14 protein-coding genes and 1 tRNA gene are annotated in these 12,587 nt (G+C 29.5%); 5 read left to right on the top strand and 10 right to left on the bottom strand.

Translation table 11 applies throughout. The annotated features are described in order from the left end of the window. Window positions 1–9 precede the first annotated feature (9 nt). A complete protein-coding gene (locus A9601_RS15485; protein WP_011818775.1) occupies window positions 10–675 on the bottom strand; it encodes a Fe2+-dependent dioxygenase in 666 nt (221 codons plus the stop codon). A 153-nt stretch (window positions 676–828) separates the two neighbouring features. Here A9601_RS15485 and A9601_RS15480 point away from each other — a divergent pair, with 153 nt between their 5' ends. Together A9601_RS15480 and A9601_RS15475 are read left to right on the top strand one after the other, a co-directional pair. After that, window positions 829–1,800 carry an extracellular solute-binding protein gene (locus A9601_RS15480; RefSeq protein ID WP_011818774.1) on the top strand — a complete coding sequence of 324 codons (972 nt, stop codon included), beginning with the start codon at window positions 829–831 and terminating at the stop codon, window positions 1,798–1,800. Window positions 1,801–1,861: 61 nt separating this feature from the next. Further along, window positions 1,862–1,946 (top strand) — tRNA-Ser (locus tag A9601_RS15475). A 220-nt stretch (window positions 1,947–2,166) separates the two neighbouring features. Here A9601_RS15475 and A9601_RS15470 read toward each other — a convergent pair. Then, the gene (locus A9601_RS15470) at window positions 2,167–2,811 is read right to left on the bottom strand and encodes a hypothetical protein (protein ID WP_011818773.1); all 645 of its coding nucleotides are present in this window, start codon (window positions 2,809–2,811) and stop codon (window positions 2,167–2,169) included. Window positions 2,812–3,463: 652 nt separating this feature from the next. On the opposite strand from A9601_RS15470, the gene A9601_RS15465 reads away from it, so the two are divergent. Beyond that, complete coding sequence (locus A9601_RS15465; protein ID WP_011818772.1) at window positions 3,464–4,621, top strand: glucosamine inositolphosphorylceramide transferase family protein; 1,158 nt, start codon at window positions 3,464–3,466, stop codon at window positions 4,619–4,621. Between the two features lie 323 nt (window positions 4,622–4,944). Here the strand turns inward: A9601_RS15465 and A9601_RS18740 are convergent, their stop codons facing one another. Further along, a complete protein-coding gene (locus A9601_RS18740; RefSeq protein WP_011818771.1) occupies window positions 4,945–5,115 on the bottom strand; it encodes a hypothetical protein in 171 nt (56 codons plus the stop codon). A gap of 334 nt (window positions 5,116–5,449) precedes the next feature. On the opposite strand from A9601_RS18740, the gene A9601_RS18735 reads away from it, so the two are divergent. Together A9601_RS18735 and A9601_RS15460 are read left to right on the top strand one after the other, a co-directional pair. Further along, complete coding sequence (locus tag A9601_RS18735) at window positions 5,450–5,608, top strand: hypothetical protein (RefSeq protein ID WP_011818770.1); 159 nt, start codon at window positions 5,450–5,452, stop codon at window positions 5,606–5,608. Window positions 5,609–5,696: 88 nt separating this feature from the next. Further along, entirely contained in the window at window positions 5,697–6,299 is a 603-nt protein-coding gene (locus tag A9601_RS15460) for a rhomboid family intramembrane serine protease (protein WP_011818769.1), read from the top strand. A 19-nt stretch (window positions 6,300–6,318) separates the two neighbouring features. On the opposite strand, the gene A9601_RS15455 is transcribed toward A9601_RS15460, so the two are convergent. Genes A9601_RS15455 through A9601_RS15425 form a run of 7 tightly spaced genes read right to left on the bottom strand, consistent with a single transcriptional unit; the run spans window position 6,319 to window position 12,380 of the window. Continuing rightward, window positions 6,319–6,966, bottom strand: coding sequence for a class I SAM-dependent methyltransferase (locus A9601_RS15455; RefSeq protein WP_011818768.1), 648 nt, complete (start codon window positions 6,964–6,966; stop codon window positions 6,319–6,321). Window positions 6,967–6,972: 6 nt separating this feature from the next. Continuing rightward, entirely contained in the window at window positions 6,973–8,277 is a 1,305-nt protein-coding gene (locus A9601_RS15450; protein WP_011818767.1) for a DUF4910 domain-containing protein, read from the bottom strand. Further along, window positions 8,274–8,864: a hypothetical protein gene (locus A9601_RS15445; RefSeq protein ID WP_011818766.1), complete on the bottom strand. Its 591-nt coding sequence runs from the start codon at window positions 8,862–8,864 to the stop codon at window positions 8,274–8,276. Before A9601_RS15445 ends, A9601_RS15450 begins: the two co-directional genes overlap by 4 nt. Continuing rightward, complete coding sequence (locus A9601_RS15440) at window positions 8,858–9,655, bottom strand: formyl transferase (RefSeq protein WP_011818765.1); 798 nt, start codon at window positions 9,653–9,655, stop codon at window positions 8,858–8,860. The genes A9601_RS15445 and A9601_RS15440 overlap by 7 nt, the downstream gene beginning before the upstream one ends. Window positions 9,656–9,661: 6 nt before the next feature. Then, on the bottom strand, window positions 9,662–10,384 hold the full coding sequence (locus A9601_RS15435) for an acylneuraminate cytidylyltransferase family protein (RefSeq protein WP_011818764.1): 723 nt from the start codon (window positions 10,382–10,384) through the stop codon (window positions 9,662–9,664). Next, window positions 10,381–11,361, bottom strand: coding sequence for a Gfo/Idh/MocA family oxidoreductase (locus A9601_RS15430; protein ID WP_011818763.1), 981 nt, complete (start codon window positions 11,359–11,361; stop codon window positions 10,381–10,383). The genes A9601_RS15435 and A9601_RS15430 overlap by 4 nt, the downstream gene beginning before the upstream one ends. Further along, window positions 11,361–12,380 carry a Gfo/Idh/MocA family oxidoreductase gene (locus tag A9601_RS15425; protein ID WP_011818762.1) on the bottom strand — a complete coding sequence of 340 codons (1,020 nt, stop codon included), beginning with the start codon at window positions 12,378–12,380 and terminating at the stop codon, window positions 11,361–11,363. The genes A9601_RS15430 and A9601_RS15425 overlap by 1 nt, the downstream gene beginning before the upstream one ends. Window positions 12,381–12,587 lie beyond the last annotated feature (207 nt).

Raw genomic sequence — 12,587 nt, 5'->3', positions numbered from 1 at the left:
AATGATTCTCTAATTACCAAGTAATCTCAGAAGATTTGAATATGATTTGAATATCAAATCAAGCTCATCTGACCTCCCATGTTTTGCCAATAATCCTTTAGCCCCTGCATCAAGATCGAATAAATATTCTCTTTTTTCAATAGACTTTACATAACTTTCAATCCAACCTACACATACTATTCTTTCTCCACTTAGTATCTTTTCAACAGAATGTAGATACGTACTTGGATAAATAATTATTTCTCCAGCGTTAAGTTTAAATTTATTTTCTGAATTAATTGTTTCTATGATTAATTCTCCCCCTTCATATAAATCTTTTGGAGTTAGTGAAATTGTGAATGATAAGTCTGATCTTCCAGAAGACATGAATGGGTTGTCGACATGCCTGCCATAGCCCATATTCTTTTGGGATTTCGTAAACATTATTCCATGTATTAATTTAGGTAATGCAAAGCTTTTAATCAGTGGGTTGGCCAGGAGTTTGTTTTTTATTAATTCAGCTAACTTTTTAGATAACTCAGAATTTCTATTAATTTGCAAATTATTTTTGACTTTTGATGCATAACTGCCTGCAGTCTTTTTACCATCTTCCCAAAGATCGCTTTGATTTTTAAGATTATTATTTATTGTTTCTATCTCTTCATTAATTAGTAGTTGACTCGTTAAATAATTCATTTTACATATTAAAAATGATACAACCTGATGTATCAGAACTATCTTTTAGGATTCTTGTGCTTTTGATGTATATAAAGTAACCATAGATACTATTTAAAAAAAGTGCAAAAGTTTAAAAAAATCTTCTTTTCAGCTTTAGCGTTTAGTTGTTTCATGAATTTAAATATACCTGTAAATTCTACTGAAAAAGAAGTCAAAGTTTATTCAGGGAGGCATTACAACACTGATAGGAGCGTCTATAAAAAATTTGCAGAGGAAACAGGGATTAAAGTAAGGCTTATTGAAGCTGCAGGTATATCTTTAATTGAGAGATTGAAGAGAGAGGGTAAGAATTCTCAGGCAGATTTAATTTTATTAGTTGATGCTGCAAGAATTACTAATGCAGCCAAAGCTGGATTACTTCAATCAATAGAATCTTCTAATTTAGAAAATGATGTTCCAATTGGATTGAAAGATCCAAATAAGGAATGGTACGCCTTAACCAGAAGAGTAAGAGTTATGATAGCAAATCCAAAAGTGGTAGATGTTAGCAAGATTAATGATTACACTGATTTAGCTGATCCTTCTCTAAAAGGGAAAGTATGTTTAAGAAATAGAAAAAGTCCATATAATCAATCTTTAGTTGCTAACCAAATAATTAACAAAGGTGAATCAGAAACTAAAGCTTGGTTAAGCGGAATGATTTCAAATGTTTCCCAACCATTCTTCCCAGGTGATATTTCAATAATTAGAGCAGTTTCCAAGAAAAAATGTGGAGTAGGAATTGTTAATCATTATTATGTCGCAAGAATGTTAGCAGGTGTAAACGGAAGAAGAGATGCTTTATATGCAAAAAAAACAAAGGTCCTTACACCGAATCCTGCTCACGTAAATATTAGTGCCGGAGGTATTGCAAAATATGCAACCAATAAAAATGAAGCGATTAAGTTGCTTGAATTCCTAGCGTCTCCTAAAGGAAGCAAAGGTTTAGCAGCGCCAACTTTTGAACATCCTTTGAAGGAAGTTAATCAAAATGAAATAGTAAAAAACTTTGGAGAATTTATACCTGATAGTGTAACAGTAGAAGATCTTGGAGAAAAAAATTCTCAAGCTATTAAATTTATGAAAGATGCAGGTTGGGATTAAAAATTAAGATAATTATATAGGTTATAATTTCACTTAATTTTGTGCATACTTATAAATAGACGGAGAGGTGGCTGAGTGGTCGAAAGCGAACGACTCGAAATCGTTTAATAGGTGACTATTCGTGGGTTCGAATCCCACCCTCTCCGTACGATTTCAAATCTTCCCATTTCACGGACTATAAATTTTCTAAAATTTCTCTGATTTAATAGCTTTAAGTAAATTTCACCTCTATCCAAAATTAAATCTAGTTCTTATTTCTAGCCTAAAAGACGACTTCCTGTTGGCGGGTATGTTGGCGGGAATTTAAAAAGCTGTTGGCGGGATTATGATATGGATAAACACTCTTCATAATAGACGATATGAATTTTAATAAGGGGGTAGTGAGTATCCTTTATTAGACATATCTCTTCTCAAAATTTGATAATAAATACATTCGTTGTTGTTTAATGTAGCGCTATCGCCAGAAGCGTTATTACATAATTTCTTCCTAATTTTAAGTTCGCGATATAAGTCATCAACTTGTTTTGTTTCATTCCTAAATGCTCTTTGCCTATCATTCTCTTCTGAATTTAATCTATCTGCTTCTATTTGATACTTTTTAATTAACCCAAACTTATTAACGGCACGGCATAAATGATTGTCTTCGTCACAAGAAGTTCCTTTATTGAAAACATATTTAAAACCAGTTGTTGTAAATTTAGTACCTTTCAAGTAACAATATGCCCTATATCTATTTCTAGCTGTTGTTCTTTGTTTTTTCCCAGGACTTAAATCAATTCCTGTTCTCTCTGTTGAAGTTTTTGAAATAACGCATTCACAGTCTTCTTTTTTAATGACGAATTTGTTGCCATTGCTATCTTTCCAAGAATAAGAATTATTTAAAAAAGCATATAGTTTTTCCACCCCTTTTTCATCAAAATTTTTTAAAGTATTAGCGCTTGACTGATTATTAAAAATTCCTATTGCAGTTAATAATAAAGAAGCAATTGCAATATTTTTTTTTAGGCTCATAATACTTTAATTTCAATGAAATTGATTATAAATAACTAATTGATTAAAGTAAAACCTTATATTTTTGTATTTTTAAATTGAAATTATTGTTGGCGGGTTTGTTGGCGGGTTTGTTGGCGGGAAATTCTTTTTCGATATGAAAACCCTGTTCAGGTTTGTTCTATAGTGTTCTCTGATGTTGAACTCTTATTCCACCCTCTCCGTACGATTTTAAATCGTCCCATTTCACGGATGATAAATTTATTAAAATTTTCATGAGTTTATAGCTATAAATTAATTTCGCCTCTATTTAAATTAAAATCTAATTCTTAAATTCAGCATTAAGAACAATGCGCTATTGGCGGGTTTGTTGGGAGGAATTTGATTTACGATATAAAAAATCTGTTTAGGTATGTTCTACAGTGTTCTCTGATGTTGAACTCGTAATTAACCCTCTTTGTTTTTAGATAGTTAGTTAGGGCTCAATATGGTCAATACCATTTTACTGACTCGGTTTTTAGAGGGTTTAGGTTGTGATGATCATATTAATCTTAGGGCGATCTAGAGTCCGAAATAGATCCAATTAGAATTTTTCTTAACTATTTGGACTCTGGCCAATCAAATCACCAAGACGAGAACCAGTGCTAGGTTAAAATATTAATCAAAAAACATTATGTTGAAACTAATAATAGGCATAATTAAGACAAGAAAAACAATTTATATAGCTGCCCTTATTTTTATAGCTATTGCAAGCCTACCTTTAGTCATAAAACCAATCACCAAAATAGAGAGGGTATTGCGAAGGGCAGCTAAAAGCTTTATCTATCCAGAGAGCACTTCAAATATTTTAATCGGCGATAACTGGAAAATTTACCTTGCTGAGGTTGAGGACCTCTTCAGCAAAAGGCCAAGGATTTTATCGATAAGAAGTCTGAACATTAACCCAAGAGATGCACACCCAGAGTCTGAGTTGAGATTATATGATCCGTTCATTCTTAGAGTAAAAAAACCTCAACAAAGTGAACGCTCTTATGTTGTCTATGAACCCTGCTACTTCAAGGCCAAATCAACTAAGAAAAGACCAGATTATCAATGCAATATTCAATACTTTCCACTTGAGCAAGCGATGAATGTTAACGAAAATATTAAAAGCGATATTATCTTTGATCCTGATTACAAAGTAAGTTTTCCTTATCCTTATAGTTTCGGAAATAGAATAGGGTTTGTATTCGAGTCAGCCACACAAGATACAATTAAATTTGCAGAGGTAGAACCCACTAAGGATGGAAGAATACAAGTAAAAAAATTACAAAATTTAGTAGGAAATAGCCTTGGACACTATGATCCAGCAATCACTAATTATGAGGGTGTGGATTATCTTATGTCCAACAATAGTAAATCTCTAAGGGTATGTAAGCTTGGTAAGAGTATAGATAAGTTCATAAGTTCTAATGAGGGGAAATGGGATGAAAGTAACTGTAAATTTTACGATCTAGGGAATCAAACAGGAGAAAGAAATGCTGGGTTAATATACAAAGAAGAAGATAGCAATCGCTTTTTCAGATTTACAATGAATAACTACCGTAAATACGGAGAATCTGTAGATCTGTATGAAATAACAGGCTTTGATCCTAAATATAAGCAGAAGCTTGTCAAAAAAGATCTTTTGAAAGATGAATTCAGAAGGATTGGCATGAAAATTGATCTTTACCATCATATTGCGCCTGTAATGAGAACAGGCAAGTCTAAGTATCTAATACTTCTAGATGCTTCTAAGCCTATATTTACATCGCTACATCGTAAAGCGCGTACAAAAATAGAATTCGAATAATTAAATTATCACTTTCATAACAAGCTTTATCAATGAGCCGCTCTGAAAAGCTAACCATTTTTAAAGAAAAGATTTAATTCTTATTTCTTCCTGATTATCTTCTAAATCACTTTGAATGACGATTTCATTTGACTGTATTTTTTAATGGATCATCTTTATATAACACCTTTTTTTCTTCATCTGGAATACATAAATCCAAGATAGATTCCTTGCAAAAGTTTTTAGCTCCACGTTCTAGAAAATTTTTGAAAAATTATCATTAAATTTTCCACTTTATTATAATTTTTTCTGCCAGTTTATTTATCCTGACATTGCTCTTGCTATTACTCCTGTATTTTCTTCAGTCTTTTGCATTCAACATGTAAAACACCTAACCGCCATGAATCTTTTAATCCTTTTACGCCTCCCATTAAGAGTTTTGCATCTGAAGGAGATAGAGACTTCATGTTTAAGAAATCTTTCTTCCAAGATTTGTCATCCCATTTAGTTCTCATACTTACCCTGCATACTTTTTGAACTCATCAAAAAAGATTTTAATCATTATTCTTTGAATAAGAAATAGTATTTTTACCTTATAAGTTTAATTCTTTAACAAAAATTACTAATAAAATTAAAAAAAATAAGAGGGCATTTATGGCCTCTTCGAGTCTTTTATACCTCGCTGTCCACAAAGTCGATGAAGTGTTTTGAATTCTGCATTATTCCTATTTCTGTTTAATGAGAAAAGATAGTCGTGACAATGACAAAGCACTAATACTCGGGTATTAATACTCTATTAATTTTAATTGAATAGGAGGATAATTAAGTAATAGAGATAAAGGAGGCTTTATGAGACTCACCATTACATTCGCTGCCCTTAGAAATTCAATTTCAGATATTTGGAGAATGCATGATTTTAATTATCAATTACCCAAAGATCTTAGACATGAATATTGGGAAAAAGAATGCATAGACCACCCAACAAGTTCTCATTGCAAAGTTTACTAAAGGCAATATAAATTAAGATATTAATTAAGATCCTTGTCAGGGTTTTTTCTTATATTTAAGAAGATATTTTTAAATTTAAAACTTAAAAATGCCTTTTAATAATTCAATATCAAAATATGATTGGCAGTTTATTGTAACTGGATTTTTGTTAATCTCAGTTTTTATTTTTACAGATTTAATTGGAGTTATTGATAAGGAATATTTTTACTTTGTACCAAGATTAATTAGTGTTCAACCCTATAGGATTTTCACATCAACTCTAACTCATGCAGATTTAAATCATTTATTAACTAATCTTAGTGGAATTATCATCACTAGATATTTTTTGATGAGACTCAGAATTAAAAGTAGATTTTTTTATTTGAAATTTATTTTAATTTGTTCTTTTTTAAATTTTTTTATTATCTGGTTTTACGAGATGACTCTATCGTACTTTAATATCTTTCCGAATTATGCCTCAATAGGATTTAGTGGAATAATTTATGCTTTTTTGGGATTCTTATTGTTAACTTCTATTTATGGAAAGAAATATTTTTTAGGTAAAGAAATTGGTTTTAAGTCTAATTATGAAGTTCAAAAAATGTTAAAAACAATATGCCTGATAGGTCTGATTTTCTCTTTTTTGCCGGGGGTAAGTTTACTTGGGCACTTAAGTGGATTTATTTCAGGATGTTGTTTATTTTTAATCTAATTTAGAATAATTATGAGCACTATTTTTTTATATAAATACTGTTAAAAATACTAAACCAGAATGGATATTTAGATCTCATACCAAGAAGGTTTAAAATGAATTTATAATGATCTTGGATAGGATTCGCATATCCACTATTGAGGTAAGGATATTGTGTTTTTAAATGCTGCATATTGTAATTATTCATTACCTTTCTTAATTCAACTGTTGAAGGTACCCAGTAATTCAAATTTTCAACTAGCGGTGGCAATGTTTTATTTAAAATATAGTAGGGTGAATAGGTATTAGGTGAAGCAGTGAAAATTAAATAACCTCCACTTTTTAGATTATGATTAATCAAATTAGATATTGTTTTAAAAGGTGTAGGGAGGTGCTGTATTACTCCTCTTAAGCAAATAGCATCATATTGTTGGTCTTCATTATATTGCTTGAACTGTTTTTTATATTCAAATAAATTTTGTATTGTTGGTGATGGATCGTAAACATAAACCTGAGAAGTTAGTTTTAAAAGAAATCTTGTAAATAGCATTTCTCCACAACCAAAATCCAGAATGTTACTTATATCATTTATATTATTTTTTATAAATTTGAAATCATTTTCGTAAGCGAGTTTATTTCTGTTTTTAGACCTCTTTAAAAAGTATTCATCGTTGTAAGATTTTGCCATTATTAGTTAATCATAAACTATATTTAAATCTATTACTTTTTGAAGAACTTTCTCAACATCTGATCTCTCGGAATCTATTTTACTCATAGTAAGTTTAACTATCTCTTCGAAAGAGAGTTTACCATCAATAATTGATAAAAGTGTAAATAATATTTTTTTTTGATTTATATTAGAATTGGTTTTTTTCGATGTATATGAGCCCCCATCATGTAAAAACAAATCATAAGCACTTAAGCAAGGTTCTCCAAATCTGGCATGAGACTTTGGAATCCTGAGATTTTTATCAAGACTTTTAATTGCATTAAATATAAAATTTGTGCTTTCGTTTACTGCACAAATATCCATATATTCAAGTGTATCAAGAGATGTATGATATTCTTCATATTCGTAGTATCTGTTTCTGCATAGGCTTGAACTCGCAATTCCAACATTTGGGGAAGAGAATTGTCTCTCATCACTGCCATCAGGAGTAAATGGCATTATTTTTATATTAGGGATTTCTTTTTTTAATTCGTTTTTATACGCTTCGGAATAAGATGATTTTACTGGGGATTCTTTGAAACTATAATTTTTTAATTTACCTCCTAGGCATGTTAAAACTGAGCTAAAAAGAATATTTTGTAATTCATCATTTTTTTGAAGATAGTTTATATAAAAAATAGCACCTATTGTCTCTGGGAAAACGGCAAAACGATAAGTAAAGTGAAGGTTATTAAGATTTGAAAGTTGTCTGTATAATTTGCACAATCCAATTAAACCGGAAAAATTATCATTACCTAATCCAGGATGACAGTTATAAGTTGTAAAAAGAATTTCATGCTTTGAATTACCTTCTAAGGTTATTTCAAGAACTTCTAAATTCGATGGCTTGGTTCTTGACTCTACATTTATTGATATTTGGTCTTCATCATTTAGACAGGATAAATATTTAAAGGGTAAACAGATCTTATAATTTTTGGGCGAATAGTAATTTGTTCTATAAGGAGTAGCTAAAGGTTTATCCTCTAAAGTATAAATAAATTTTTTAAGATCAATATAATTTCCTGAAACTCTAAATGATGCGGTTCCAAAAGGCACAATCAAAGGTATATCTTTTTGATTTATTGATAAGGAATTAATTTTAACTTCTACTCTAATTAATTCCCAAGATAAAGGAACTTTCCAATTGTCAATTTTTTCTCCAGATTTATATTTTATTTTTTTAAATGGAATTAATTCACATAATCTTTTGTTTAAATCATTATTTAAGTCACTAACTATACCTCTATTATTATTGAATAAAAAAGATAAATCATTGTAAATATCTTTCATTTGTTCAATTCTATTTTTTCTTTAGAGCAATATTCTCTAAATAAGTTCATCTCTTTTTCAAATAAATTAGACCATTGCTCCTCTTCAGTTATATTCCATTTATAGTCTATATTCTTAGAATCTTTATAAAAATATTTGCTGTTTTTTGAATATGTGCCATCAAAACCGAATAGGTTGATTTTTTTCGGATTATATTGCATACATAATGGCAGCATTATAGTAAATAAAACTGAACAAGTATCTACAACATTTGGATAATTTTTAATATTTTCGCAAACTAAACTTTTTGCTTCTTTTTCCCTCTTTAAAAAATAACTAGATATGTTTTTAATCCCTTTATTATAAAATTCATAGTCAGAGGGGCAATAAATGTTTTTACACTTTTTTGAAAGAGAATAAATTAATTTAAACTTATTTTTAAATGATAAATCGGAAAAACAAACAATTATTCTTTCTGAAAATTCATCAAATTGTTCATGGAGGAAAATTCTATTACAACTAATTATAAAATTACTTTTATTAATAGTTTCTCCAAAATTTATATTAGATAATGAAGGCCCATTTCCTAATAAAGTTACTTCTAACATTCTCTTAATTTATATTTATTTCTTAATTTCTTTAATTCAGAAATTGATAAATTAAAAAAACCTTCTTCATACATTGTGTAAATACTTTTAAGAATAGCTTCTCTATAATCTCTTTCCATAAATGTTCTTCCAAACTTAGATTGTGGCACTGAAGTCAAGCTCCCTTCTATTATTTTATTAATAATATTTTCAATTTCTTCGTATAATTTTTTTTGACAAGATGCAAACATTTTTGTTGGACTCATCCCAAACTTAAGATCAGGAAGCAAGTGACAAAATATATCTCCCGAATCTATGCCAGAATCAATCTCATGAATCGTCATCCCTAATAGTTCAGGTTGACCTAAGGCTAAAGCGTACAAAAGTGTACTTGAACCTTTGAAATATGGCGAAATCCCGCCATGGATATTTATAAGAGGTTGTGGCAGGACTTTCATGAAATCATCACCTATTATACCGCTCCCATATATAACAGTAGCATCTGCATTAAATTCAAAACTTTCTAGAAACTTTGGAGATAACTCATTGAAATTCTTTAAAGAATCGATTTCCAAACTTTTAATAATATTCTTACTCTTGAGAATCTCATTTATATTAAAAATACCTAACTCATCTGTCTCATCTTTAACAAGTTTTTCAAGATGCTCTTTAAGAAAATTCGACTGAATTTGATCAACTTGAGGAACTAATTTTCTTTTATATCTAATCCAAATAACTTCAAAATTATCTATAAGTTTTGAAGCTATACTTAGGTGTCTATTTTGAGTCCCCGTTATTAAAACTATTGTCATTAAATTCTATTTGACTATTTTTAATAAGCTTTCGATAAATCTAAAGTCAAGCATTGTATCAATATCTAGCCTTGAATACTCAGATGAGACCACACCTTTTACTTTGGCGTCCATATAGTTAAAACTATCTATAGGGTATTCTTCATTATTTCTAATTAAACCAGTTTTGCCAGATATTATTGCACCATTAAAACGATAAGCTTTAGGTAATTCTTGTCTATTTGACCACATTACTTTATTTTCTATAGGAAAAAAAGGCTGCATAATGTTTGTTTTTTCACAGACCCTTACTGCTCTATATGGGTGATGCTCACATTCGTTACAAGTAAAAACCCATTCTAAATCTTTATCATTTTCATATGCATTTTTAACTAAATGAATATCTTCTATATTCCTTAAGGGATTAGTAGGCAATAGAATCATTAGGATATCTTCATCTTTGATTGCAGTTAATTTTTTTGCAAATTCTTTATAAACCTTAAACATATGTGTTCTATCTCCTCCAAGAGAGGCATCTCTCATAAAAGGTATTTGAGCTCCATAATCTTTCGCAACTTTTGCTATTTGAGAATCGTCGGTGCTCACAAAAATCTTTTCAAAAATTCTTGATTCTTTTGCACATTCAATTGTGTAGGCAATAAGAGGTTTCCCTTCTAAAAGTTTAATATTTTTCCCTTTAATTCCTTTTGAGCCTCCCCTGGCAGGTATTAAGCAATAGTATTTTTTCATAAGTTTATAAATTGACTGTAAGAAATGTTTTGTTCATTTATTATCCTATGGCATAATTCTAAAGTCCTTAAAGCATCAGCCAATTTTGATATTCCAGGTGATTCTTTTTTGTTTATACAAAATTCCATAAAAGCTTGAGCTTGCGAAAGAAAACCAGGCTTAAATGATGCATCTTCAATATATTCTTCTTTTAGTGATGGGACATATCTTCTCAGTGGCATTTCTTTCGTAGGTTCCAAAATACTCATTTCTTCAAAAATCTTTAATACTTCAATTGGTCTTAATTTATAGACGCAATTATTTGAAGATGCAGAGATTTCGAAATTGTCTGGTACTCCTGGTTTGCTATCAATTAACACCTGCCAATTATTTGCGCCTTTAGCAATTGCAGCAAAATTTTTAATAATATTGTTTGATTCAATATTAGATTTACTATACTGGATTTCTAATTCAGGAATAAGATAATTTATCAAGTCAATCATATGACACCCATTGACTAAAAATTGTCTAACTGTATTAATCGAATCAGGAATAGAAACTCTCAAAATGCCATCTTTATTATTTTGAATGAAATCTTTTAAGATATTCACACCTTTATAAAATCTTCTATTGTAAGCAACTAAGATATTTTCTGAAAAACTTTGATATTCATTTAGGATTTCTTTGAGCTGCTTAGGATGCCATCCAACTGGCTTTTCAACTAAAATAGGGATATTAAGGCTAATAATATCCTTAAGGACTTTTGGGGTTGCTTGAGTGTCTATAGCTATCACAGCACAATCAAATTTCTCGTTTTGAATAGCAAATTTATATCCTTTATTTTCAAAAGCATGAATTAATTCATGGTCTTTGCAGAATGATTGACAACGATCTGAATTCTCTCTTGTAGCTATTTTTTTTATGGAGAAGCCACTTTTCACTAATGCGGGCAAGTGAAAATTAGAAATTGGTCCAGATCCTATGTAAAGAAGTTCCATTAGCTTATATTCCAGGAGTTGTTAAACTCTATTTCCGCATGTTGATGGTAATTTAATTGTTTGCCTAATTTAGAGCTTTCAAGACATAAGATTAACATTCTTGAGGCTCTTAATCCATCAAAAGCTGAACAAATCATTTCATTTTTGTTATCATCAAATATCTCTTCTACAACATTTGGAATTGATGATTTATTTTGAAGAATTTTTGATTCATAAATTAGATTTGCAATTCCATACCTTGTTATTTGATTCTCAGCAATTTCAATTTCCTTCTTATTTCTTTTGTAAACTCTAATAATTGATTTGGAATCTATAGTTATGTATCCATGCTTATAAACTAATTTGGTTTCCGATGCAATTGAACTATTGTTGTCTAAATTAAAAAAAAGTCTTTTATTATTTTCAAAAATAAAAACGCTGGAGCCGTCTATGTAGATTAATTCTTTACTCCTTGGATTTATTTTATCGCAATTATTTAAACTAGAAATTATTTTGGGCATACTTTTAAAGTGCCTACAAGCAAAATCCATCCAATGAATGCCGCCTGTGCTTAAGCAATTCGCGCCTCCAATAATATTAATTGAAGATATAGTTCCAAGATTAAATTTTTTTTCAATAAATTGTATTTCCTCAATTAAGCCAATATAAGGCCATCTAAAGTGAACATTAACTTTAATTTTATCTCTATTAATTTTTTCTAATAACTTTTCTCCTAAAAAAAGATTATTACAAAATGGTTTTTCTACCGTGATTTTCTCTATTTGATTTTTGATAATCAAATCACATGTATTTGTATGATCTGGACCCCAGTTTGAAACAATCCCATAATCAAATTGGTTTTTAAAAACTTTTTCATTTAATTCTTCAAAAACTTCGAAATTATTTGTTTTTGCTTCTTTAAGTGCCTTAGAGGATGGATCTACAATTGATATATCATATTTATCTTGATCCTTTAAATAGTCTCCATATTTCTTCCCAATAGAACCATAGCCTATAATTAAAACTTGTTTTTTCTTCATAAATTTTTAAAAAATAGGACTTAAATAATAAAATTTATCATTAAGGGTGTTATAAACTCCAAGTTTTTAAAAATATTTGGAAATATTATTATTTCTGGCTATCTTTTTCATCCCACTAGATAATAATTATCTTTTAAAATTTTTTGAAAATCTTACTTTTAAATCTATTTATATATAGATAATAAGATCTTCCCCATTCTTTACTCA

Origin of the sequence: Prochlorococcus marinus str. AS9601, from assembly GCF_000015645.1 — a bacterium.
In the GTDB taxonomy this organism is placed as follows: Bacteria; Cyanobacteriota; Cyanobacteriia; order PCC-6307; family Cyanobiaceae; genus Prochlorococcus_A; species Prochlorococcus_A marinus_O.
The sequence above is the reverse complement of the archived record's forward strand: the minus strand, read 5'-3'. Positions and strand labels throughout refer to the sequence as shown.

Excerpts from the sequence above, each read along its gene's own strand:
- A9601_RS15485 (WP_011818775.1), bottom strand. The coding sequence starts at position 675 with ATGAATTATTTAACGAGTCAACTACTAATTAATGAAGAGATAGAAACA.
- A9601_RS15480 (WP_011818774.1), top strand. The coding sequence starts at position 829 with ATGAATTTAAATATACCTGTAAATTCTACTGAAAAAGAAGTCAAAGTT.
- A9601_RS15470 (WP_011818773.1), bottom strand. The coding sequence starts at position 2,811 with ATGAGCCTAAAAAAAAATATTGCAATTGCTTCTTTATTATTAACTGCA.
- A9601_RS15465 (WP_011818772.1), top strand. The coding sequence starts at position 3,464 with ATGTTGAAACTAATAATAGGCATAATTAAGACAAGAAAAACAATTTAT.
- A9601_RS18740 (WP_011818771.1), bottom strand. The coding sequence starts at position 5,115 with ATGAGAACTAAATGGGATGACAAATCTTGGAAGAAAGATTTCTTAAAC.
- A9601_RS18735 (WP_011818770.1), top strand. The coding sequence starts at position 5,450 with ATGAGACTCACCATTACATTCGCTGCCCTTAGAAATTCAATTTCAGAT.
- A9601_RS15460 (WP_011818769.1), top strand. The coding sequence starts at position 5,697 with ATGCCTTTTAATAATTCAATATCAAAATATGATTGGCAGTTTATTGTA.
- A9601_RS15455 (WP_011818768.1), bottom strand. The coding sequence starts at position 6,966 with ATGGCAAAATCTTACAACGATGAATACTTTTTAAAGAGGTCTAAAAAC.
- A9601_RS15450 (WP_011818767.1), bottom strand. The coding sequence starts at position 8,277 with ATGAAAGATATTTACAATGATTTATCTTTTTTATTCAATAATAATAGA.
- A9601_RS15445 (WP_011818766.1), bottom strand. The coding sequence starts at position 8,864 with ATGTTAGAAGTAACTTTATTAGGAAATGGGCCTTCATTATCTAATATA.
- A9601_RS15440 (WP_011818765.1), bottom strand. The coding sequence starts at position 9,655 with ATGACAATAGTTTTAATAACGGGGACTCAAAATAGACACCTAAGTATA.
- A9601_RS15435 (WP_011818764.1), bottom strand. The coding sequence starts at position 10,384 with ATGAAAAAATACTATTGCTTAATACCTGCCAGGGGAGGCTCAAAAGGA.
- A9601_RS15430 (WP_011818763.1), bottom strand. The coding sequence starts at position 11,361 with ATGGAACTTCTTTACATAGGATCTGGACCAATTTCTAATTTTCACTTG.
- A9601_RS15425 (WP_011818762.1), bottom strand. The coding sequence starts at position 12,380 with ATGAAGAAAAAACAAGTTTTAATTATAGGCTATGGTTCTATTGGGAAG.